Source organism: Arthrobacter sp. ISL-65, from assembly GCF_018613795.1.
Lineage (GTDB): Bacteria > Actinomycetota > Actinomycetes > Actinomycetales > Micrococcaceae > Arthrobacter.
Genome location: NZ_JAGGPN010000035.1, coordinates 64,212 through 84,906 on the forward strand (window position 1 = coordinate 64,212; position 20,695 = coordinate 84,906).

22 protein-coding genes are annotated in these 20,695 nt (G+C 66.5%); 15 read left to right on the forward strand and 7 right to left on the reverse strand.

Annotation, left to right across the window (positions count from 1 at the left end; all coding sequences use genetic code 11):
• The first annotated feature begins 39 nt into the window (after positions 1-39).
• Complete coding sequence (locus J7I85_RS15170; protein WP_214853117.1) at positions 40-552, forward strand: glyoxalase/bleomycin resistance/extradiol dioxygenase family protein; 513 nt, start codon at positions 40-42, stop codon at positions 550-552.
• 22 nt (positions 553-574) lie between these two features.
• Here the strand turns inward: J7I85_RS15170 and J7I85_RS15175 are convergent, their stop codons facing one another.
• A complete protein-coding gene (locus J7I85_RS15175) occupies positions 575-2,923 on the reverse strand; it encodes a multicopper oxidase domain-containing protein (protein WP_214853119.1) in 2,349 nt (782 codons plus the stop codon).
• A gap of 233 nt (positions 2,924-3,156) precedes the next feature.
• Here J7I85_RS15175 and J7I85_RS15180 point away from each other — a divergent pair, with 233 nt between their 5' ends.
• The 5 genes from J7I85_RS15180 (at position 3,157) to J7I85_RS15200 (ending at position 6,170) form a co-directional block, all read left to right on the forward strand.
• Complete coding sequence (locus J7I85_RS15180) at positions 3,157-3,558, forward strand: DUF202 domain-containing protein (protein ID WP_214853122.1); 402 nt, start codon at positions 3,157-3,159, stop codon at positions 3,556-3,558.
• Between the two features lie 3 nt (positions 3,559-3,561).
• Positions 3,562-3,915 carry a DUF202 domain-containing protein gene (locus tag J7I85_RS15185; RefSeq protein WP_214853123.1) on the forward strand — a complete coding sequence of 118 codons (354 nt, stop codon included), beginning with the start codon at positions 3,562-3,564 and terminating at the stop codon, positions 3,913-3,915.
• A gap of 94 nt (positions 3,916-4,009) precedes the next feature.
• Positions 4,010-4,462 (forward strand): response regulator, encoded by a 453-nt coding sequence (locus J7I85_RS15190; protein ID WP_308159505.1) that lies wholly within the window; start codon positions 4,010-4,012, stop codon positions 4,460-4,462.
• 106 nt (positions 4,463-4,568) lie between these two features.
• Positions 4,569-5,753: a serine hydrolase gene (locus J7I85_RS15195; protein ID WP_214853124.1), complete on the forward strand. Its 1,185-nt coding sequence runs from the start codon at positions 4,569-4,571 to the stop codon at positions 5,751-5,753.
• Positions 5,754-6,026: 273 nt separating this feature from the next.
• Positions 6,027-6,170: a hypothetical protein gene (locus J7I85_RS15200; RefSeq protein WP_214853125.1), complete on the forward strand. Its 144-nt coding sequence runs from the start codon at positions 6,027-6,029 to the stop codon at positions 6,168-6,170.
• Here J7I85_RS15200 and J7I85_RS15205 read toward each other — a convergent pair.
• Positions 6,167-7,618 carry an MFS transporter gene (locus J7I85_RS15205; protein ID WP_214853127.1) on the reverse strand — a complete coding sequence of 484 codons (1,452 nt, stop codon included), beginning with the start codon at positions 7,616-7,618 and terminating at the stop codon, positions 6,167-6,169. The two genes, J7I85_RS15200 and J7I85_RS15205, sit on opposite strands and share 4 nt — an antisense overlap.
• A gap of 97 nt (positions 7,619-7,715) precedes the next feature.
• Between J7I85_RS15205 and J7I85_RS15210 the strand changes: the two genes are divergently transcribed.
• Positions 7,716-8,093, forward strand: a complete 378-nt coding sequence (locus J7I85_RS15210) for a MarR family winged helix-turn-helix transcriptional regulator (RefSeq protein WP_214853129.1) — start codon at positions 7,716-7,718, stop codon at positions 8,091-8,093.
• Positions 8,094-8,144: 51 nt separating this feature from the next.
• Here the strand turns inward: J7I85_RS15210 and J7I85_RS15215 are convergent, their stop codons facing one another.
• Both J7I85_RS15215 and J7I85_RS15220 read right to left on the reverse strand, forming a co-directional pair.
• On the reverse strand, positions 8,145-8,819 hold the full coding sequence (locus J7I85_RS15215) for a class I SAM-dependent methyltransferase (protein ID WP_214853132.1): 675 nt from the start codon (positions 8,817-8,819) through the stop codon (positions 8,145-8,147).
• A 71-nt stretch (positions 8,820-8,890) separates the two neighbouring features.
• Entirely contained in the window at positions 8,891-9,148 is a 258-nt protein-coding gene (locus tag J7I85_RS15220; protein WP_214853134.1) for a metal-sensitive transcriptional regulator, read from the reverse strand.
• A gap of 128 nt (positions 9,149-9,276) precedes the next feature.
• Here J7I85_RS15220 and J7I85_RS15225 point away from each other — a divergent pair, with 128 nt between their 5' ends.
• The 7 genes from J7I85_RS15225 (at position 9,277) to J7I85_RS15255 (ending at position 16,284) form a co-directional block, all read left to right on the forward strand.
• A complete protein-coding gene (locus J7I85_RS15225) occupies positions 9,277-9,909 on the forward strand; it encodes a rhodanese-like domain-containing protein (protein WP_214853137.1) in 633 nt (210 codons plus the stop codon).
• Positions 9,906-10,664: a sulfite exporter TauE/SafE family protein gene (locus J7I85_RS15230; RefSeq protein ID WP_214853141.1), complete on the forward strand. Its 759-nt coding sequence runs from the start codon at positions 9,906-9,908 to the stop codon at positions 10,662-10,664. The genes J7I85_RS15225 and J7I85_RS15230 overlap by 4 nt, the downstream gene beginning before the upstream one ends.
• Positions 10,665-10,729: 65 nt before the next feature.
• Positions 10,730-12,127, forward strand: a complete 1,398-nt coding sequence (locus J7I85_RS15235; protein ID WP_214853143.1) for a rhodanese-like domain-containing protein — start codon at positions 10,730-10,732, stop codon at positions 12,125-12,127.
• 255 nt (positions 12,128-12,382) lie between these two features.
• Positions 12,383-12,697, forward strand: a complete 315-nt coding sequence (locus J7I85_RS15240) for a heavy-metal-associated domain-containing protein (RefSeq protein ID WP_214853145.1) — start codon at positions 12,383-12,385, stop codon at positions 12,695-12,697.
• A gap of 63 nt (positions 12,698-12,760) precedes the next feature.
• On the forward strand, positions 12,761-14,914 hold the full coding sequence (locus J7I85_RS15245) for a copper-translocating P-type ATPase (RefSeq protein ID WP_214853147.1): 2,154 nt from the start codon (positions 12,761-12,763) through the stop codon (positions 14,912-14,914).
• Positions 14,915-15,010: 96 nt separating this feature from the next.
• A complete protein-coding gene (locus J7I85_RS15250) occupies positions 15,011-15,490 on the forward strand; it encodes a hypothetical protein (RefSeq protein ID WP_214853149.1) in 480 nt (159 codons plus the stop codon).
• A gap of 149 nt (positions 15,491-15,639) precedes the next feature.
• Positions 15,640-16,284 (forward strand): DUF305 domain-containing protein, encoded by a 645-nt coding sequence (locus J7I85_RS15255; RefSeq protein ID WP_214853151.1) that lies wholly within the window; start codon positions 15,640-15,642, stop codon positions 16,282-16,284.
• Between the two features lie 75 nt (positions 16,285-16,359).
• On the opposite strand, the gene J7I85_RS15260 is transcribed toward J7I85_RS15255, so the two are convergent.
• From J7I85_RS15260 to J7I85_RS25565, 3 genes are all read right to left on the reverse strand, one after another.
• Positions 16,360-16,632: a glycosyltransferase gene (locus J7I85_RS15260; RefSeq protein WP_374102479.1), complete on the reverse strand. Its 273-nt coding sequence runs from the start codon at positions 16,630-16,632 to the stop codon at positions 16,360-16,362.
• Positions 16,633-16,676: 44 nt separating this feature from the next.
• A complete protein-coding gene (locus tag J7I85_RS15265) occupies positions 16,677-19,160 on the reverse strand; it encodes an Ig-like domain-containing protein (protein ID WP_308159506.1) in 2,484 nt (827 codons plus the stop codon).
• A 222-nt stretch (positions 19,161-19,382) separates the two neighbouring features.
• Positions 19,383-19,562 carry an ATP-binding protein gene (locus J7I85_RS25565; protein ID WP_285289594.1) on the reverse strand — a complete coding sequence of 60 codons (180 nt, stop codon included), beginning with the start codon at positions 19,560-19,562 and terminating at the stop codon, positions 19,383-19,385.
• Between the two features lie 219 nt (positions 19,563-19,781).
• Between J7I85_RS25565 and J7I85_RS15275 the strand changes: the two genes are divergently transcribed.
• Positions 19,782-20,693 (forward strand): trypsin-like serine protease, encoded by a 912-nt coding sequence (locus J7I85_RS15275; protein WP_214853155.1) that lies wholly within the window; start codon positions 19,782-19,784, stop codon positions 20,691-20,693.
• Positions 20,694-20,695: the final 2 nt, after the last annotated feature.

The following is a 20,695-nucleotide window of genomic DNA, read 5'->3' on the forward strand; positions in this document are numbered from 1 at the left end:
CCAAGCCTCGCCGCTGGCCGGGCACGTAGCGTCATAGACATGACAGATACTACAAGCACCGAATCCACCACGGCCGCCCACGGACAGCACACCACGCACGGAATTCCGAACGGCCTGACGAGCCTCACGCCGTTCCTTGCCGTGACCAGCGCCAGGGAAGCGATCGCCTTCTACAAGGACGTGTTCGGCGCCCGCGTAGTCGCCGCCACGGAGATGCGCGGAGTAGTGGTCCACGCCGAACTCGACTTTGGAAACGGCCACCTCCAGCTCGGCGAACCCAACCCCGAATACCACCTGGTTCCGGCGCCGGAGGGAGAAAACGACTGCTACTCCCTTGGCCTCTACTGCCCGGACGCAGACACCCTGGTGCACCGAGCTGAACAGGCCGGAGCAACGATCCGGGAGCCACTGGCCACCTTTGCCTCAGGCGACCGTTACGCCAGCATCCGGGACCCCTTCGGCGTCCGCTGGTCCATCATGACCCGCGTGGAAGACCTCTCCGAAGAGGACAGCAACCGCCGGGTCGAAGAATGGGCGGCGCAGCAGGGCTGACGCTGGGGAGCAGGCAGTCCGATCAGACGGCGTTGACCGTGACGGTGCGGGTGGCGAGTACCTCCGACGTGAGCCAGTGCAGGAAGCTGATTGTGATGGTGTACTTTCCGGAAGCGGGCGGTCGGAGCAGGAAGTCGAACTTCTCCGCGGCGCCGGACTTGATGATGTTGGTCAGGAGCGGTTGACCGGCCATCGTGGGCTGCACCGCCGGGCCGGTGGGGCTGGGGGTGTTCCAGAAGGGCCGGCCGTCGTGGGCGATCAGTTCGGCGATCCTGGCTGGCCTGCCCGCCGCATCCGTGATCACCGTCTGCGTGGGGAAGTAGTCCACGTTCAGCATGCGCACCAGCGTGGGGTGCCTGCCGTTCCCAGAAACGTTGGCCCGCATCTGGGAGATTGCCCAAACGATGTCGTCGCCCCTCGGCCGAGTAGGGATGTTGCCGCCGAGGAGGAAGAAGTGTTTGGGCTCGAAGCGGTTCAGCCCCGCATCCTCGCCGTTGAGCCCGGCGGCGTGGTTCAGTTCGTGCCAGCGGGGGTCAAGGGAGTACGGCGCGATCAGGGTTTCCGTGGCGACGTCATACAGCGGCCCATCAACCGAATGACGGCGGGTACCGGCCGGCACCGGTGCAGCGGGATTGGCTGGAGGGTCGACGACGATCGGGCCGAACATGCCCATCTGAACGTGGAGCGGGGTGTTGACGTGGCAGTGGTAGAAGTAGGTGCCTGCCCCACCGCGGTTGGGGTTGCCGGGTTCGCCGACGTCGGGCCTCCACTGGTAGGTGTAGTGTCCCGTAACCTCGAAGGAGGTGTGGCCCACTCCGTCGTTGCGCGGGTCCGGTTCGATGCCGTGCCAGTGGATGGTGTGCACCCTCTTGCTGGGCTTGATGGTCGCCTGGAACAGTTGGCCTTCCTGCATCCGCACCGTGGTCCCGGGGATTTGGCGCCCGAATTTGTTGCCCTCGAAGCTCCACATCTCGTGCTCCGAGCCGTCGGGGAAAGTGAACTTTCTGTTGAAGAAGTCCATCTCGAGGAAGACGTCCGGCTTCTGCGGAAACTCGGTTTCCGGGCTGCCCTCGTGCGGCTGGTCCGATGAGAAGTCCACCTGGCTTCGGAACGTGTGGTGCGGATCCGCGGCCGTAGGTGGCGTCCCTTGGACCGGGGCGGGCTGGGCGGCCAGTACCCAGTCCGCCATGAGCCCACCGGGGTATAGCCCGCCGCGCGCCGTCTGGGACGGTTCCGCGTGGCAGTGCATGGGGTAGGTCCAGTCCTCGGTCCTGGCGTTCCACACAGGGTCGATCACGTCTGGCGGCCGCCGGACTGGCAGAATCGATTCCTTGCGTTCCAGGGGCTGCAGCTGGACCGTGTCCTCCCACTGCTGCAGAACCACATCACCCTGGGGTGACACCCGGCCGTTGGACCGGGGGAAGTCGAGGCCGTTGGCCCGCACGGTCCACACGTGGTTGCCGTGGTAGTGGAGCTGGTGATCCACTATGCCGGCGTTGAGCATGCGCATGAGGTGTCCTGTGCGGATGGCCCCGGCTGCCGGGGTGGCGCTGAAGTTGCGCACATCCGTTTCGCGCGGATGGCCCGAGGGCAGGGTGTCCTCGTGCCTCCGGTCGTTGAACGCCAAGTCAGTGGTGACGGCCAGCGACTGGAACCCGGCGAACCCATTGAGGGTGAAATAGTTCGGAACTGCCGGGGTGGCGAGCGGATCGACTGTCTGACCCCTCGAGGCGATGCGGGCCCAGTTGGAGTCCACGTCGTGGCACAGCCAGAGCCACTGGCGTTCGAACTCCGCGGCGCCCGGCGCCAGCCGCCACGCGTTGCGGGGATCGATTACGACGAGGACTCCGTAGAGGCCCAGGGTCCGTTCCACCGGCTGGTTGCCCGGATCGGTGTACACATAGGTCCCGGGCAAGGGCGCCGGAAACCGCAGCAGCTTCGATTTTCCCGGCGCGACCGGCCCGGAGCCGACGTCGGCCCCGCCCGGTCCGGCACGGTGGAACCGCATCTCGTGCGGCTGCGCGAGGTTGTTATGCACCATGATCTCGATGGTGCTCCCGGTCTCCGCTATCAACGTCCGGGGCGGAAAGAAGCTGGCCCAATAGCCCCGCCGGGCAAGGATCTGCCGGGGGAATGCCGGGTCCGGCCGCAGCGGTGCGGGCCTCCCATGCGGCGGCACCGGAGCGCCCAGCGGATAGGTCCGGCTGACCACCACCCGTCCGTTCGCGGTGATCACCCGTGGTGTCATCGCCAGCGCCGGCGCCGGATCATTGACCGCAGTGCGGCGATCCCCGAAACCACGGTGATAAACCAGTGATCCGTCCACCATGGGAACGAATCCGTCGTTGATGTGGATATCTAGGACTGTCATTGACGACCTCCTGTGTATTGGAGACCGGGATTAACTGAGAAACACAGGTCCATGTCGCCCCCAAATTGCGCTAGCAGACAGGGCTTCATGTTGCCCGGGGCAACCTAGGGAAAACTTGCGGCACCTTCGAGCCCGGGTATGTCCTGACATGCGGCGTCAGCGGGAGCCGCCTTAACCCTTCCGGGTAAATGATTTCCGGGGACCGCCTAAACAGCACTGGCTAGACTGTGAGCGTGCCATCCACCCCGCCATCGCCGTCCGGCCCTGACCCCCGCAGAAGCCGGGTGGCCGAAACGCTCCTGCCCGGCGGCTCGGAACCGGACCCGCGTTTCACCCTGGCCAACGAACGGACCTTCCTGGCATGGATCCGCACGTCCCTGGCCCTTCTCGCCGGAGGCATTGCGGTGGAGGCCTTCACCACCGACGTCTTCCCTGAGCCCGTCCGCCGCGGGCTGTCGGTGCTGCTCCTCCTGCTGGGCATGCTGCTGAGCGCGGGCTCCGCCATCCGCTGGCTGCGGGTGGAGAGCAGCCTGCGCTCGAACCGGCCGCTCCCGTTGCCCCTGATCGCCCCGTTGCTTGCCGCCGGCTGCGCCGTCGCAGCGGCGGTGGTGATCGCCGTCGTCGTTCTTGCCTGAACCATGGACGACAACCCGGCCACCGCTCCCCTGCCCGACGACGGTCCTCTCCACGGCGACCCGGGACTGCAGCCCGAGCGCACAGCGCTCGCCTGGGGCCGGACCGTTCTGACGCTGATTGCCGCGAGCGCGATGTGCCTCCGCTGGCTCCCGGACCAGGGAGCGTTCGTGCTGGCGATGTTCGGGCTCACCATCGCCGCCGGGAGCGGGATCTACCTGACCCAGCGCCGGCGCTACCGGCGCAGCGTCGCGGGGATCAGGGCGGGACGCCTGGCACCCGATGTCGCGGCGGTCTTCTGGACCGCGGGCGCCTGCGTCGCGCTTGGAGCGCTGGGCATCTGGCTGGTGCTGTCCTAACCGGATGAGCCGCGCTTCATGAAAGCGCATTTTTGAATCCGACAAATTTTATGCTGAAAAACGGCTCCCAGCCTTGTACCGTGTGGTGTGGGCGGTGAACTTAGAGCTGGTGCTGGGCCGGTTCAAGGATTCGCCAGACGTGGAGTTGACCATGACCGGCTTGGGAGTGGCAGTCGTTGTTGAGGACGACGCGGATATGCGAAATCTTCTACGGGCAGTCCTGGAGCAGACGGGATTTGCCGTTTATACCGCGGCTAGCGGGCTTGAGGGGGTCGATCTGGTGCGGCGCCGGCTTCCCCGTGTTGTTACTGTCGACGTCGGCCTTCCGGACGTCGATGGTTTCGAAGTGCTGCGGCGCATCCGGTCGTTCAGCTCCGCCCGGGTGGTGATGCTTACCGGCCGCGCCGATGAATCGGATATCGACGAAGCGCTGCGCCGCGGGGCAGACGAGTACGTCACGAAGCCGTTCCGGCCCAGGGAGCTGCGGACCCGGATCGAGGCGCTGCTTGCCGCCGGGACCGCGGGCCCGGTTCACCATGCGGTATAGCTCCGTTGACATCATGCAGCGCGCTGAGGAGCATCGAAGATGTCGGCGCGGCGTGGCGGTCTCGTAGGAGTCAAGCTGCGGACCGGCCCTTGGAAGGGTCTAGGAAATGCAGGCAGCACCGCGCCGTATCATCTCGTTCCGCTTCGCAGCCCTGGCAATGGCCATGGCCGGCCTATTGGTGTCTTCGATCGGAGCCTGCACGAGCGCACCGGATCCGCCCGGCCCGCAGACTCCGACGGCACGGCCCTCGACGGCGCCCGCTTTCGTCGCGGTTCTGGAAAAGTACAGCAAAGATATGCTCGCTGCTGGAGCCCCGGCGGTCTTGATCCAGATGAAGTCACGGGTAGGGGGATGGTCCACGGCCGTCGGCGTCCGAAGTCTCGCCAACAAGGAACCAGTCCAGTTGGCGGACCGGGTCCATGTCGGCGCCATTACGACCTCCATGGTGGCGGTGTCCGTCCTCAAGCTGGTGGAGGAAGGGAAAGTCCGGCTGGACGAACCCATAACCAAGTATCTGCCCGAACTCGAGAACCTGATCCACCCCCCTGGTCCTGTCAGCGTACGGAGTCTGCTCGGCCACCGGTCCGGCATGCCCAGCTATTGGGAGGGCGACATCGCACCATCCCTGCGCGAGGGCCTGACCAGGCGCCTCAGCCACAAGGAACGTTTGGCCGTCGCTGGGGCCGCCCCCTGGAAAACCAGCGGCTCGACCAGCACCTTCATCTACTCGGAATCCGACTATTCTGCGTTGGCGCTCCTCGTCGAGAAGTTGCGCGGCCGGAACCTCGGCGACGTCCTCCAAACCGACATTATGGAACCGTTGGGGCTGCAGGACACCTTCATGATGGGTGAACAAACTGCCCCGAAGAGGATGGTGCATGGCTACATTCTCGAACGCGACGAACGGATCGACACAACCCTCCCTGCGTTCCACATCGGTTCAGCTGACACCGGGATGATCTCCACCGTCCCGGACCTCAACACATTCTTTTCCGCGCTGGCACAAGGAAAATTGCTCAAAACCGGGACAATCACGGAAATGCAAACTCCAAATCGTGACTACGGCCTTGGCCTCATGAAGGCCTATGATCCCTGTTCCAATAACTACTTCTACGGTCACAGTGGAGTCAGCCTTGGATACGGGACCCTGGCCCTGATCAGCGCCGATGGCTCCCGGCAACTGGCCATCGCAGTGTCCCGGCCACCATCACCAGAACTGGTCGGATACGATGATGGGCCCGCATCCCAGATGATGCAGGTGGCCCTCGAAGCGCTCCATATGGCCTGCTAGCGCCCGCCCTCCGGGTGATCCTGTGCAAACCTTGCGGCTTCGCTGACAACCCGTTACCGACACTGGGTTAATTCGCCGGTGGCCTTCCGGCCGCGCGCCGCCCGTGGCAGTCAGGAGCCCCCGCCGCGGTGGCGGGACCCGTCCAGGTAGCCCATTCCTTCGCATCGACTGTCCGCCGTCCCAGGAAGTGGCCCTGGCGTCAGCTCATCCCGTCTATCCGGCTTAGGCCGGTCGCTCGCCCACCTGATCCTGGTCGCCGCCATTCAGGGCTCCATGATGCTCGGGGCAATGATTGGCGGCGGACTCATCGACACCGTCGGAGCGGCCGGGCCGCTCCTCGCCGCCGCCTCGGTACTGATAATCGGCGCGGTCCACACCTGGTTTGCGCTCCGGCCCGCACGGACCAGGGTGGGCTAGGCAGCCAGGGCGGCCGCCCGCCGTCGGGCAGGCAACGCCGCAACCAGCAGCGCCACGATGGCGACGGCGGCACTCAGCACCAGGCCTGGCCGGTACTGCTCAAGCATGGCTGCGGCACTGGGGACCGCGCCGCCGTCGGAGTGCCCGCCGCTGACCATGGCGGTGGTGACCGCCAGGACCAAAGCGGCGCCCACCTGGGTGCTGGTCTGGATCAGTCCGGCCGCCAGGCCCTGTTCGGAATCCTTGATGCCCGCCGTGGCCTGGACGTTGATGGACGGGAAGGCCAGGGCAAAGCCGATGCCCAGCAGGATGATCGAGGGCAGGATGTCCAGGGCGTAGTTGGGCGTGGTGCCCACGCGGAGGAACAGGACGTAGCCGAGGCCCATGGAGGCCAGTCCGGCCAGGATCAGCCGCGTGGCACCGAACACGTTGATCAGCCGGTCGGCGAACGGCGCGCTGGTGGCGACGATCAGTCCGGTCGGCAGCAGGGCCAGGGCCATCGCCAGCGGGCTCCACCCCAGGGCGGACTGCAGGAAGAGCGTCACGATGAACTGGAAGCTGAGGTAGGAGCCAAACAGTCCAACCGCACTGAGGTTGGCCCGCGCCACCCAGCCCTCGCGCAGGATGCCAAAGCGGATGAGCGGGTGCCGGACCTTGTTCTCGATGACGGCGAAGGCTGCCAGCACCGCGGCAGAGATGATGAATCCGGCGATTGTTGCCACAGATCCCCAGCCCTGTTCAGGTGCGGACACCAGCGTGTAAACGAGTCCCAGCATGCCCAGCGCCAGGGTGACAGCGCCCCAGATGTCGTGGCCGCTGTCCGTGGCATCGGGTGTGTCCCGCGGGATGAAGCGGGAGCCCAGAATGACAACCAGGACGGCGATCGGCACCGATACCAGGAACGTCCACCGCCAGCTCAGGCTGGTCATGAGGCCGCCGACGACGAGCCCCAGGGAGAAGCCGCTCGCACCGAACGTGGTGAAGATGGAAAGCGCCTTGTTGCGCTCGCGGCCCTCCGCGAAGTTGGTGGTGATGATGGAGAAGCCCGTGGGGGCCGTGAAGGCGGCCGCGAGGCCCTTCACGAACCGTGTGGCAATCAGGATTGCGGGGTCATCCACGAGTCCGCCCAGCAGGGATGCGGCAGCGAAGACCGAGAGGGCAATGAGGAAGATGCGGCGGCGGCCCAGAAGGTCCGCGAGCCGGCCGCCCAGAAGCAGCAGGCTGCCGTAACCGAGGACGTACGCGGAGACAATCCACTGCAGGGCGTCCGTACCGAGGTTCAGTTCGTGCCCGATGGACGGCAGGGCCACGCCCACCATGGACACATCCAGCCCGTCCAGGGCCAAAACGGTGCAGACAACCATCAGCAGGAGCCACTGGGCACGGGTCCAGCGGACGGCCGTGGCGACGGGTCCGGCAGTTCGTTCGAGGGTGGTAGGTGAGGTCATGTATGAAAATCTATATGACGCGTCATTCAATGACAAGGAATATGACGCGGAATATTATGACGTGGACTCGAGTTCGCTTTTCGTCTAAAATCAGGGCATGGCATCGACGACGGACCGCACGCTGGTTGAGCAATGGCGCAGCATCCAGGACGCGTACTTCCGCACCTCCTGCGCTCTCGACCGGGCGCTGGAAGCCAAGTTCAGCATCGGCCTGAACGAGTTTGAGATCCTGGACCTTGTGGCGGAGCACAGCAAGGCATCGTGCCGGATGAAGGAACTCGGCGAACGGACCCCCATGAGCCAGAGTGCCGTCTCCAAGGTGGTGGACCGGCTGGAGAAGGCCGGGTTGCTGACCCGCCAGTCCTGCACGGATGACCGCCGTTCGCTATACCTCGAGCTCACAGCGGCGGGCCGAAAGCTCCACCAGGCTGCCGCCGTCGAACACCGCGCACTCCTCAAGGAGAACCTGGCTTAGGGGCCTGGGCGCCTATACCTTCACCCGGCGTCGGGATTTCGACAGGCCTAATCACCCGGGCGGTCCCGGGCTGGTGGCGTGGCCGAGGATGTGCGCCACCGGAGGGGTCATGGCCTGGACGGCGAAGCCGAACCGCCGGTTCTCCCGGATGGTGAATCCGGCCGCAGTGATGGCGCCGAGGGTGTCCCGGTTGGGATGGCACCCTCCGGCCAGGCGCTGCCATGCCGGCGTCAGCAGATCTTCGACGGCGGCCAGGACAGGGCGGCCAGAGCGGACGTGTTCGTAGTAGGCGAGGGTCCCGCCGGGGCGCAGGACGCGCCGGATTTCCGCGAGGACGGCCGCCTGGTTCGCGACGCTGCACAGCACGAGGCTGGCGACGACGGCATCCGCGCTGCCGTCGTCGGCCGGGATCCGCTCGGCTGCGGCCGGCCTCACCGTCACGGGCACGGAGGCATCAGCGGCGCGGTTCAGGGCGAGGCTTCGGAGGTAGTCGTCGGGCTCCAGCGCCAGAACGTGCGTGACTGCCGGCGGGTAGAGCGCAAAGGCGGATCCGTCCCCCGCGCCCATCTCGATCACCGTCCCGTGCAGGCCGGCCAGCATGCGGCGGCGGTGTTCGGTGGCCCCGCGGCGGTTCATTTGTTCGACGGCGCGCGCATAGGCGCGGGCGAACCGCGGATGCTGCAGGTGCTTCAGCGCAGCGCCGCTGGTCAGGTCCGCGTCGTCCATGCCGTTCAATCCTTCCACTGAAGGGTGCGCCTTCACTTCTTTCTGCGGGACGCCGGCCCCGCCGGACCTGATCAGGCCAGGGACAGGAAGAGCTTCTCCAGTTCTTTCCGGTCAAGGCTGGCATCTTTGCGGACGATGCACTGCTCCAGACCGCTGGCAATGATCGCGAAGCCGGCCCGGTCCAGCGCCTTCGAGACGGCGGCGAGCTGGGTGACGATGTCCTTGCAGTCCCGTCCCTCCTCCAGCATGCGCGTAACCGCGGCCAGCTGGCCCTGCGCGCGCTTGAGCCGGTTAACCACCGGAGTGAGTTCGGATGTGTCGAGTTGCACGCGGGTCTCCAGTTCCTTGAAAGTCTTCTTGCCGCAATTGTATACCCCAGGGGGTGTATTGACTTACCCCCGGGGGTATCGGTAATACTCGGTGGGGTATCCCCCTATCCCGTTTTCAGAGGACTTTCATGACACCCCCTTCCGCTCCCCCTTCGTCTCCGGCCGTGATGTCCCTGACCGCGGAGACCCTTCGCGACTGGCTCCGGGAACACCAGGACCTGGTGGTGCTCGATGTCCGCTCGGCCGCCGAATTTGAGTCCATGCACATCCGCGGCTCCTACAACGTGCCCCTGCCGCTGCTTGCGGAACACACCCGGGAGCTCGCCGGCCGGTTGGGCAGGCGGGTGGTCCTGGTCTGCCAGTCCGGCGTGCGCGCCGAACAGGCCCGCCAGCGGCTGAGCGCCGCGGGCATCAACACCGCCTACGTCCTGTCAGGCGGCGCCCCGGGCTTCGCTGCCGCCGGCGGCGACGTGGTCCGCGGCAAGGAACGCTGGGATCTGGAACGGCAGGTCCGCCTGGCCGCCGGGTCCCTGGTGATGCTGGGGCTGGCCGGAGGCAGGTTTGTCTCCCCCAGGGTCCGGATGCTTGCTGGGGCCATCGGCGCCGGCCTGACCTTCTCCGCTGCCACCAACACCTGCGCCATGGGCAAGGCCCTGTCCGCGATGCCGTGGAACAGGACCGCAGCCGAACCCACCCGCGAATCGGCCATCCTGCAGCTGCCCCTCCCCGGCAGCATCACCGAAGAGGCCGCAGCGGCATGATTTCCGCCCTGGTTCTGGGGCTTGCCGTCGGTATCGTGCTGGGTGTGGTCGGGGGCGGCGGGTCCATCGTCGCCGTCCCGGCTCTGGTCTACGGCGTGGGCATGACCCCGGCCGCGGCCATCCCCACCTCGCTGCTCGTGGTGGGCCTGTCCTCCCTGGCGGCGCTGCTCCCCCGGATCCGGGAAGGCATCAACTGGCCCCTGGTGCTCCTGGTGGGCGCGGCCGGCATTCCGGCCGCCTGGGCCGGCGCCGCCGTTGGCCGGCTGCTGGATCCGGGCGTCCTGATGCTGGCCTTCGCCGCCATCATGGTGGTGGCCGGGATCCGGATGCTCACCGGCACCACCGAAACTGACGGCTCCTGCAGCACCGGTCCCGCTCGGGCGTTCCGCTCGTGCGCCCCCAAGGCCGTCGGGGCCGGCCTGCTCGTCGGGTTCCTCACCGGGCTCCTGGGGGTCGGCGGTGGATTCCTCATCACCCCGGCCCTGACGATCCTGCTGGGGCTGCGCATGAAGCAGGCCGTGGGAACATCCCTGGCGATCATTGTGGTCAATTCCGCCGCCGGCTTCAGCGCCCACGCGGCTGGATTCACCATCAACTGGACCACCACCCTGGCCTTCGCGGTCCCTGCCATCCTCGGATCCGTCGTCGCAGCCCGGCTTGCCCGCCGGCTCAAGGACAAACACATCCGCGTCTCGTTCGCGGTCCTGATCTTCGCCGTCGCGGCCTGGGTCACCGCCGGCACGGTCACCGCCTGACCCGCCACCCGCAATGCCCCGTCCGGCCAAATGCCGGCGCTTGCCTCACCTCTCTAGGAGAAACCATGCTGATCGAACGCATCTACGACGAAGACCTCGCCCAGGCCAGCTACCTCATCGGCTGCCAGGCGAAGGGGGAGGCGGTGGTGGTGGACCCGCGCCGCGACATCGCCGTCTACCAGTCCCTCGCTGCAGCCAACGGCATGAGGATCGTCGCCGTCACCGAAACCCATATCCACGCCGACTACCTCTCCGGCACCCGCGAACTGGCCGCCGCCACCGGCGCCACCATGTACGTCTCCGGCGAGGGCGGCCCGGACTGGCAGTACGGGTTCGACGCCGAACGGCTGTACGACGGCGACAAGATCACCTTGGGCAACATCAGCGTCCAGGCCCTGCACACTCCCGGCCACACCCCGGAGCACCTGTCCTTCCTGGTCACCGACGGCGCGTTCTCCGACCAGGCCGGCTACCTTCTCTCCGGGGACTTCGTCTTCTCCGGCGACCTGGGCCGGCCGGACCTGCTGGACGAGGCCGCCGGCGGCGTGGACACCCGCTGCGAGGGAGCGAGGCAGCTCTTCGCCAGCCTCCGGGACAAGTTCCTGGCCCTGCCGGACTACGTTCAGGTCCACCCCGGCCATGGCGCCGGCAGCGCCTGCGGCAAGGCCTTGGGCGCGATCCCCTCCTCCACCGTCGGCTACGAACGCCTTTACGCGTGGTGGGGCCCGTACCTGACAGCCAATGACGAAGCGGGTTTCATCGCCGAGCTCCTCGAAGGCCAGCCCGACGCGCACGCCTACTTCGCCCGGATGAAGCGCCAGAACAGGCAGGGCCCGGCCATCATGGGCCACCGTGCCGCGTTGGCGGAACTCGACACGGCCGCCCTCGCCCGGGACCTGGCCAGGGACGCCGTGACCTTCGTGGACACCCGCCCCAATACCGAGGTCCACAAGGGCACTGTCGCCGGGGCCATCAACGTTCCGGCCGGCAAGTCCGCAGCCAGCTTCGGCGCCTGGGCCGTGGACCCCGAGCGGGACAACCGGCCCCTGGTGCTGCTCGCCGCGGGACAGGACGAGGCCCAGGAAATGTGGGACCACCTGGTGCGCGTCGGCATCGACCACGTGGCCGGTTACGTCACCGGCATCGACGGACTCCCCGCCGCGACCCCGCGTCTGGTCCAGCCCGAGGAGCTCGACGGCTTCGAGCACGCCCTGCTGCTGGACGTCCGCAACCGCACTGAGCACGACGCCGGCCACATCCCCGGCTCAACCCAGCTCAGCGGAGGCCGCGTGCTCTGGAACCTGGAGCAGCTGCCCGCAGAAGGAACCATCGTCTCCTACTGCCAGGGCGGAGTCCGGAACTCGGTCGCCGCGTCAGTCCTTCGCCGCGAAGGCTACGACGTCGTCGAACTCGACGGCAGCTACGCCGCCTGGTCCGCCCGGCTGAGCACCCCCGTCGGCTGACCGCAGGACTGGCCGGGCACTTTGTCCGTCGCCGTTGCGATGAGCATCGCCGGCACCGCCGACGTCAGCACTGCAGCGACTCGCCACCTCGCGCAGCCGCCCCCGAACAACGACTAAACCGGCCCCTTGACGGATATACCCCCTAGGGGTATATTTTGTCGTGTTGTCAGTGAAGTGGTATGTCCAGGGGTCCCCCTCCCCGTCACAGCCGTTCAACCCCAGCGCACCCATCCGTCTTCGTGGAATGGAACTGACATGCGTGAATCAAACAAGCGCCTTGACCTGCCGCTGACCACCGGCTCTGCCGGCTGCGGCTGCTGCCCGCCCCAAGACCTCCCTGGACCGGATGCTGCTCCGGCGGCGGAGGCCGAGTACCGTCTGGAAGGGCTGACCTGCGGCCACTGTGCCGCATCGGTCGAAAAGGCCGTCTCGGCCTTGGACGGCGTGGACGACGCCGCCGTCGAACTCATTCCGGGCGGCCTGTCCCGCCTGCGGATCTCCGGAAGCGCCGACGAGGCCGCTGTCCGCGAAGCAATCAACTCGGCCGGATACAGCGCTCACACCAGCTGACCGGCACCCGGCCCCGCCCGGATTTTGATTCCGGGGCGGGCCTGATCTCCTCAAGGAGGAATCATGGAAGACCACACCTCACACCGAGCGCCGCGGACGGCCACGGCCGAGCACGGCGAACACGGCGCACCAGACGTTTCGGTACCAGCCACTGCAGGAGCAGACGCGAGCCACGGACACGGCCCGCACGCTGGCCACAACACCCACGACGACCACACGATCCACGCACAGGGCCAGCATGCCGGCCACAGCACGGCTATGTTCAAGAACCGGTTCTGGCTGACCCTGGCCCTGTCAGTTCCGGTGGTGTACTTCAGCCCAATGTTCGCGCACATCCTCGGCTACATGCCGCCCGAGTTCCCCGGGGCGGCGTGGATCCCGTCCGTCCTGGGCACGGTCATCTTCTTCTACGGCGGGATGCCGTTCCTGAAGGGCGGGCTGAACGAGCTGAAGGCCCGGCAGCCCGGGATGATGCTGCTGATCGGCATGGCCATCAGCGTTGCCTTCGTTGCCTCCTGGGTGACGAGCCTGGGCATCGGCGGCTTCGACCTGGACTTCTGGTGGGAGCTGGCCCTGCTGGTGGCCATCATGCTCCTGGGCCACTGGATCGAAATGCGCGCCCTCGGCTCCGCCCAGGGCGCCCTCGACGCTCTGGCCGCGCTGCTGCCGGACGAGGCCGAACGCATCACCGAGGCGGGCACCGAAACCGTCAGCGTCGCAGAGCTCCGTGCCGGGGACCTGGTCCTGGTCCGCTCCGGCGCCCGGATGCCGGCCGACGGCACCGTAACCGACGGCACGGCCGAATTCGACGAATCAATGATCACGGGCGAGTCCAAGACCGTCACCCGTTCCGCGGGCGACCCTGTTGTCGCCGGCACGGTCGCGACAGATAACACCGTCCGGGTCCGGGTCACCGCCGTCGGGGACGACACGGCTTTGGCCGGCATTCAGCGACTGGTCGCCGAAGCTCAGGCCTCCTCGTCCCGCGCGCAGGCCCTGGCCGACCGCGCCGCGGCCTTCCTGTTCTACTTCGCCGCCGGCGCCGGCGTCATCACCTTCATCGCCTGGACCCTGCTGGGCAGCGTTCCCGATGCCGTGACCCGCACCGTCACCGTGCTGGTGATCGCCTGCCCGCATGCCCTGGGCCTGGCCATCCCCTTGGTGATCGCAATTTCCACCGAGCAAGCCGCCCGGGCAGGGGTGCTGATCAAGAACCGGATGGCGCTGGAACGGATGCGGACCATCGACGTCGTCCTGTTCGACAAAACCGGCACCCTGACCAAAGGCGAACCCGAGCTCAAGAACGCAACCGCTGTTGAAGGCGTGAGCCCGGACGAACTCCTGGCCCTGGCGGCAGCCGTCGAGTCAGACAGCGAACACCCCGTTGCCCGGGCGATCGTCCGTGCAGCACGGCAACAGGGACTCCTGATTCCCCGTGCCACCGGATTTTCGTCCATGACGGGACGCGGTGTCCGCGCAACCGTTGACGGCAGGACGCTGGCGGTGGGCGGACCGGCACTGCTTCGCGAATCCGGCATCACGGAACCGGCGGAGCTGACAGCCTCCACGCGGGGCTGGATGGACCGCGGCGCGGCCGTGCTCCACGTCCTCGACGGCGACCGCATCCTCGGTGCGGTGAGCCTGGAGGACGCCGTCCGTGACGAATCACGCCAGGCCGTGGCGGCCCTGCAGAGCCGCGGCATCAAGGTGGCCATGGTCACCGGCGACGCCCGGCAGGTCGCCCAGTCCGTGGCCGCCGAGCTGGACATCGACGAGGTCTTCGCCGAAGTCCTGCCCGCCGACAAGGACAAGAAGGTCGCCGAACTCCAAGCCCGTGGCCTGAAGGTGGCCATGGTGGGCGATGGCGTCAACGACTCTCCGGCACTGGCCCGTGCCGAGGTCGGCATAGCGATCGGTGCCGGAACCGACGTCGCGATGGAATCGGCAGGAGTGGTGCTGGCCGGCAACGATCCGCGGGCCGTGCTGTCCATGGTGGACCTGTCCCGGGCCAGCTACCGGAAGATGTGGCAGAACCTGGTCTGGGCCACCGGATACAACGTTCTCTCCGTGCCGCTGGCCGCCGGGGTCCTGGCCTTCGCCGGTGTGGTCCTGTCCCCCGCCGCCGGTGCCGTGCTGATGTCCGCCTCCACGATCGTCGTCGCCCTGAACGCCCAGCTGCTGCGACGGGTGAAACTGAACCCGTCCCAGGCTCGTTAAACCCCGGACACATTGTGCGTCAGCATGGGGCTGGCAGGACAGTGCCGGTAGCCTTGAAAATGACCCGGAACCCGCTACGGAAGGAGGAACAACGTCATGACCGCACCCGTGAAGCGCCTCGTGAGGGCGTTCCTCTGGGCGGGCGGACTGGCCGCGGTCCTGGCCGTCGTCGCCGGCATCCTGGGCATGCACGTAATCACCGGCAATCATTCGGTGCACTCCATGTCAGCCATGAGTGCGGGAACAGCCGGAACACTGCAGGCAATGCACACGGACTCGGCCGCCGAAGGCCACTCTGATCACCTGGCGTCCGGTACGCAGGCAGTTCAGACAGCCCCTGGCCACGAGTTGGCCGGTGGATCCGTGGACCCGTGCTGCGGCAGCTGCACCGGCGTGCAGGCCGTGACGGTATCCTGCACGCCGTCGGCGAAGAGCGGTTCATTGGCCGCCCCGCTGCCAGGCACCACCGTGTTCGGCGCCATCCCCGGCGCGGCCGCGCCCGGTCCCGTGGCCGGTGGTTACTCATACCTCCCCGGAAGCCCTTCACCGGGCGACCTCTGCATCAGTCGGACGTAGAAAACACGCCACAGAACTCCGTGCCGGAGCCTCTCTCTGGCGCGAGCCCCTCGGGCCCACAGCGGCCCTTTCAGCGCACCCATGCGCTCTCGCGCCCCCTCCTTGCGGCGCCGCCGCGCCCTGACAAATTTTTGAAGGACCTGATTTTCATGACCAAGAAGTTTCTGACCCTGTCCGCCGCGGCCGTCGCCGCGACCCTTGCCCTGGCTGGATGCTCCACCGGTTCAGGGACCGGCTCCGCCGGCACCTCGACACCCGGGATGGATCACGGCAACTCCAGTTCCGCGCCGGCCAGCAGCTCCCCTGCAGCGGCTGCCGAGCACAACGCCGCCGACGTCATGTTCGCCCAGATGATGATCCCCCACCACGCGCAGGCGGTGGAGATGAGCGAGATGATGCTGGCCAAGAAGGACGTCCCCGCGGAGGTGACCGCCCTGGCCACCAAGATCAAGGCCGCCCAGGGACCGGAAATCGAGACTATGACCGGATGGCTGACCAGCTGGAACGAACCTACGCAGGCACCCACCGGTCACGACATGTCCACCCACGGTGCCGGTGGCATGGGCGGCATGGTGAGCGACGCCGACATGAAGAAACTCGACGCAGCCCAGGGCACCGAAGCGGCAAAGCTCTTCCTGACCCAGATGATCGCCCACCACGAGGGCGCCATCGTGATGGCCAAAACCGAAACCACCGGGGGGAAGAACCCCGACGCCGTGAAACTCAGCAAGGACATCGTCACCGCCCAGGAGGCCGAAATCCAGGAAATGCAGGCACTGCTGGCCAAGCTCTGATCTGGCCCCGCGTGATCCTTGGCCGGCATCGGAACGTCCCGGTGCCGGCCCGTTCCCCTGAAAGGTCCACGCCGCTCACACCTTCCGCAGCATCGCTTCCATCTCGTCGATCAGCCCGTCCACTCCGGGGGAAGCGGCAATCGCCGCCCCAATCCGCTGGCTGCCGGCTCGGTACCGGCCGTCGCCCAGGACCTTTTGCACGGCGTCGCGGATAGCCTCCGGCTTGGGCCGGCCGGTTTTGAGGTTAATCCCGACGCCGGCCCAGGCCACCCGGGCGGCTCCCTCGGGTTTGTCCTCGGTGTCCCCGGCGACCACGATGGGCACGCCGTTTTCCATGGCGTAATGCAGGCCGCCTTAGCCGCCGTTCGTGACGTAGACGTCTACCTTCGGTTCTAGCGGAAGATGTTGTAGCCGCTCCAGCCTGCGCCGACGATGGTCCGCGCGCCCCAGGTGCCCCTGCTGAAGGGGTAGCGGGCCAGGCGACCGTCAGTGAGACGGGTCATGAGCCCTGAGCTTCCCGTGGTGAATCCGGCCACGGCAGTGATGCTGTTGATGCCGTTCCACCCCGCGCCCACCGTGGGCCTGGATTCGGAGACGAAGCCGCCGGTTCCGGTGGAGCGGTACAGCAGCATCCTGCCGTCGCTGCGTTTGGCCAGGAGGTCCTGGGTCCCGTTCTGGTCGAAGTCGGTCATGGTGAGGTAGAGGCCTCGCCAGCCGAGCCCGGTCCTGATTCGGGGGGACAGCGATGATCCCGCGCTGTTGCCGTAGTACCAGAGCGTCCCGGCGGCGTCGTAGGCAAGGATTCCCGGGTACTTGTCGGTCTTGCGCCAGCGGCCGACGGTGACGTGGTAGCTGCCCCAGCCGTTGCCGATGGTCCGGGCGGCGACGAATCCACCGCCGGGTCTTCCGGCGTAGTAGCTTAGCCGGCCGTCCTGCCACTGCGCGATGACATCGAAAACACCATCGCTGTTCCAATCCGCTACGAACCCTTTGGCCAGGGTCGACCAGCCGGTGCCGATCTTTTCCCGGGGCTGGAACCCGCCGCGACCGGATGCCGGGTAGTTCCACAGCACGCCATCGGGACCAGCCGCCACGACGTCCGCGGCACTGCGGATCGACGGCCCGGAGGTGGGCGGACTGGCAGCTGTGAAGGTCCAGGTCTTGTCCGACGCCAACGCGTTGCCGTCAACATCTTTCACCCCATCGGAACCGCCATCGATCGACACCGTGTACGTCCTACCCACCGCCAGATTCGCACCGGGGTTCAACGTCGCAACCCCGTCCGTGCTGCTGTACGACACAGCGGCCGGCACCGTCGTCGCTCCGTCTTCCAACGTGAACGTGCTCGACGTGACCGTCGACGGATCCATCGCCTCGGAGAACGTTCCCGTTACATTGGCCGTCGTCGCCACACCAGGTGCACCAGCAGCCGGGGACGTACCCGTCACCGTCGGAGCCGTGGTGTCAGTACCGCCACCGCCGCCGGTGGAGTCGTAGTAGTGCCAGTACCGGCTTGTGGCGTTCACATCGGCGAGCACCAGCAGGCCGCTGTTGGCCGTGCCCGAAGCATTACTGTTGAGGTTCTGCTTCGTCGACGTCACGTTGTGCATGTACTGGTCGGCGTCGACGATACGGGCCGTCTTCGTGGTGGTGAAGCTGATGTTGCTCAGCGACGTGGACTTCTCGTAGACCGCACCACCCGAGCTGGTGCAGACACCGGCGTTCGTCGTGCCACTCGGCTTCGGATAAGTGGCGAAGGTGCGCAGCCTCTGCGCAAACTCGTCAATCATGACGATCACACGGTTCGGGCACTCCGACACGGTCGCGATCGTGTGCGCCGACCATGTTGATGTCGTGGCATTCAATACCAACAGCTGGATCAGCGGCAGGGACGCCGACGTGTTTGATGTCTTAGTTGCGGCGAAGACCTGGCCACCCGTGGAGTCCAGCCACTTCAGGTTCATGTGGTCATCACCGCTGCGCAGCCCCTTCACCGCCGCCACAGGAGTGGTCCAGGTGGTGTTGGACGCCCCATCGACGTGGAAGCTCCAGTACATGCCGTCGGTGGCGTCACCGACCTGCCGGCTCCACATCACACCCATCTTGCCGTTGCCGGCTCCGCCGAACGCGATCACAGCCGAGGTGTCGTCCACAGACACGTTGCTCAACGACGCAGGATGCGCGAACGGCGTTCCCCACGTTATGCCATCCGTGTCAGTGACGTTCAGAAAGATCCGGTTCCCCTGCTGCCAGGTGGCCCACACCCGACCAGTCGAGTCCTTGTCGATGGACATGGTCTCCACCTTGTTGTTGTGGATTCGTTCAGAAGTCAGCAGCGTGTACGTCTTCGTACCCGAGTCGTAGCTGTAACGCCGCATCGTAGACGGGAAGTTCGGCTCAAACGGCAGACCGTCATTAACGAACCGATAGCTCGCCACAAACAGCGTCGTCCCGTCCCACATCACATCGTGATGAGTGTTCGCCCGCGTCTCCGTCGCCACACCCGTGTTGACCCACGAACTGGTCGCGGCATTGAACCGGAAGATATGGAAATCCGAGCTGGCAGTGTCCCACAGGTTCCCCCACCAGATCCCGTCGTTGAACCACAACGCATTCGTCTGCCGCTTCGTACCCGTCGGCGTCCCCGTCCCCGAATGCGAGAAATCCTCAACCCCAACATCACCTGCAGCGGCCGACGCCGTCACCGGCACCACCAGGACACCCAGCGTAAGCAGCAGCGCTGTCAGCAGCGCATGGAGCCACAGGCTCCGCGACCCGCGGAGCCTGCCTCTGCCAGGCCCGCCCCTGTGAAAAGTTGTCTTGCCCAGCAATGTTGCTTCCCGGAGTTGAACGTCGGCCTGTATAGGGATGCTCACTAGCCTCACCACTCATCGAAGTTGTCTGCCTATGCCAGTTCCGAGCAACCCTCCGGGCTGAATCGGAGACATCGAAGCGCCTGCCACTGCGGTCCTGGCAACCTGGGTGCACTCCCCCCGCGGAACATATTCGCTTGGGCAACTTGTAAAAAGCTTGGGTTTTGAAGCGGCCCCAGTTTTAGGGGTTTGAAATTGTTGGAAACTGGCTAGCCGTAATGCCACCTACATGACGCCCTTTCCGGTCAGGGCTTGGGTGAGGCGGATGGAGTCACCGGTGGTTTGGCAGACGTGGGCGTGGTGCAGCAGCCGGTCCACGGTCGCGGTGGCCTCGTCGGCCCCGGCGATCTTCACGTTGATCCGTCCGGCCGCGGTGGACTGGCGCTCCGCCGGACCCCCCGCCATCGCCAAGGCCTACACCGCCGAACTCCCCGACTGGTTCCAGTTCGCCGCAGAACCGAAGGACTGCACGCCGGCGCCGCGACGTGCATGCGCCGCGGTACCTGCCCGCGGGTGGTACCTTAAGTCACCGCCACAATTGGCCGGTTCATTAACTGTTTGGCGCCTGCCGCGTACTCCGACGTGCGCTGCCGGCTGTCCGTGCATTGGGAAGCTGGGGCTTGTATGCGCATTTGGAAGAAACTACGCGCCGGCGGCGGTGCCGCCGTCGTTCTGGCCATGGCTGCGGTGCTGGCCCTGACAGCGGCCGTCCCGGCCGGCGCGGTCACCGGTGACTATGCCGAGGACAACGAGCACCCCTTCGTGGGGCTGGTTGTTTTCTACGGACCCGACGGCGCGTTCCACCACAGGTGCTCGGGCTCCCTGCTGATGCCCACCGTGTTACTGACCGCAGGGCACTGCACCGCCGGCGCTTCCTCGGCCCGGGTCTACTTCCAGCAGGACGCCGGCGCGGACTGGAGCCCTGAAACCGGAACGGATCCGGACACCGGCTACCCGGGTGCCTGCGCGGACGGAACGCTGGGAACGGAGTGCGCGGAGTCGCACGAGCTGTACAACTACGGCTACACCAGCATGGCCGCAGTCCCGGAAACCAAGGACGTCGGCCTGGTGATCCTGGAGCAGCCCATCATGCTCAAGGAGTACGCGCGCCTCGCGGCACCGGGGACCCTGGACGCGCTGGCCACCAGGCGCGGACAGCAGGAAACAACCTTCACCGTGAGCGGCTACGGAATCTCCGAAGCCAACCCGGTTTCCGACACCTCGTTCAGGGAACGGCTCATGGCCGAGTCCAAACTGACGAACCTCACCAGCGCGAGCGCCGACGGCTACAACGTCCAGACCAACGGCAACGGCAAGGGCCGCGGCGGCACCTGCACTGCCGACTCCGGCGGGCCGCTGTTCTACGGGACCGCAGAGTCCAACACCATCGCCGGCATCACCTCGTTCAATCACAACCGCTACTGCAAGGGAACGAACTTCTCCTACCGCACCGACCGGCAGGACGTGATCGACTGGATCAGAGCCAACACGACCGAAAGCGAGTTCGCCCAGATCGTTTTCGCACCCGCCGTCTGACG

What these genes read in the sequence shown, in the direction of transcription:
- J7I85_RS15170 (WP_214853117.1), top strand. Translation starts at nt 40, where the DNA reads ATGACAGATACTACAAGCACCGAATCCACCACGGCCGCCCACGGACAG.
- J7I85_RS15235 (WP_214853143.1), top strand. Translation starts at nt 10,730, where the DNA reads ATGCTGATCGAACGCATCTACGACGAAGACCTCGCCCAGGCCAGCTAC.
- J7I85_RS15210 (WP_214853129.1), top strand. Translation starts at nt 7,716, where the DNA reads ATGGCATCGACGACGGACCGCACGCTGGTTGAGCAATGGCGCAGCATC.
- J7I85_RS15215 (WP_214853132.1), bottom strand. Translation starts at nt 8,819, where the DNA reads ATGGACGACGCGGACCTGACCAGCGGCGCTGCGCTGAAGCACCTGCAG.
- J7I85_RS15205 (WP_214853127.1), bottom strand. Translation starts at nt 7,618, where the DNA reads ATGACCTCACCTACCACCCTCGAACGAACTGCCGGACCCGTCGCCACG.
- J7I85_RS15245 (WP_214853147.1), top strand. Translation starts at nt 12,761, where the DNA reads ATGGAAGACCACACCTCACACCGAGCGCCGCGGACGGCCACGGCCGAG.
- J7I85_RS15175 (WP_214853119.1), bottom strand. Translation starts at nt 2,923, where the DNA reads ATGACAGTCCTAGATATCCACATCAACGACGGATTCGTTCCCATGGTG.
- J7I85_RS15230 (WP_214853141.1), top strand. Translation starts at nt 9,906, where the DNA reads ATGATTTCCGCCCTGGTTCTGGGGCTTGCCGTCGGTATCGTGCTGGGT.
- J7I85_RS15225 (WP_214853137.1), top strand. Translation starts at nt 9,277, where the DNA reads ATGACACCCCCTTCCGCTCCCCCTTCGTCTCCGGCCGTGATGTCCCTG.
- J7I85_RS15240 (WP_214853145.1), top strand. Translation starts at nt 12,383, where the DNA reads ATGCGTGAATCAAACAAGCGCCTTGACCTGCCGCTGACCACCGGCTCT.
- J7I85_RS15195 (WP_214853124.1), top strand. Translation starts at nt 4,569, where the DNA reads ATGCAGGCAGCACCGCGCCGTATCATCTCGTTCCGCTTCGCAGCCCTG.
- J7I85_RS15275 (WP_214853155.1), top strand. Translation starts at nt 19,782, where the DNA reads ATGCGCATTTGGAAGAAACTACGCGCCGGCGGCGGTGCCGCCGTCGTT.
- J7I85_RS15185 (WP_214853123.1), top strand. Translation starts at nt 3,562, where the DNA reads ATGGACGACAACCCGGCCACCGCTCCCCTGCCCGACGACGGTCCTCTC.
- J7I85_RS15200 (WP_214853125.1), top strand. Translation starts at nt 6,027, where the DNA reads ATGATGCTCGGGGCAATGATTGGCGGCGGACTCATCGACACCGTCGGA.
- J7I85_RS15250 (WP_214853149.1), top strand. Translation starts at nt 15,011, where the DNA reads ATGACCGCACCCGTGAAGCGCCTCGTGAGGGCGTTCCTCTGGGCGGGC.
- J7I85_RS15255 (WP_214853151.1), top strand. Translation starts at nt 15,640, where the DNA reads ATGACCAAGAAGTTTCTGACCCTGTCCGCCGCGGCCGTCGCCGCGACC.
- J7I85_RS25565 (WP_285289594.1), bottom strand. Translation starts at nt 19,562, where the DNA reads ATGGCGGGGGGTCCGGCGGAGCGCCAGTCCACCGCGGCCGGACGGATC.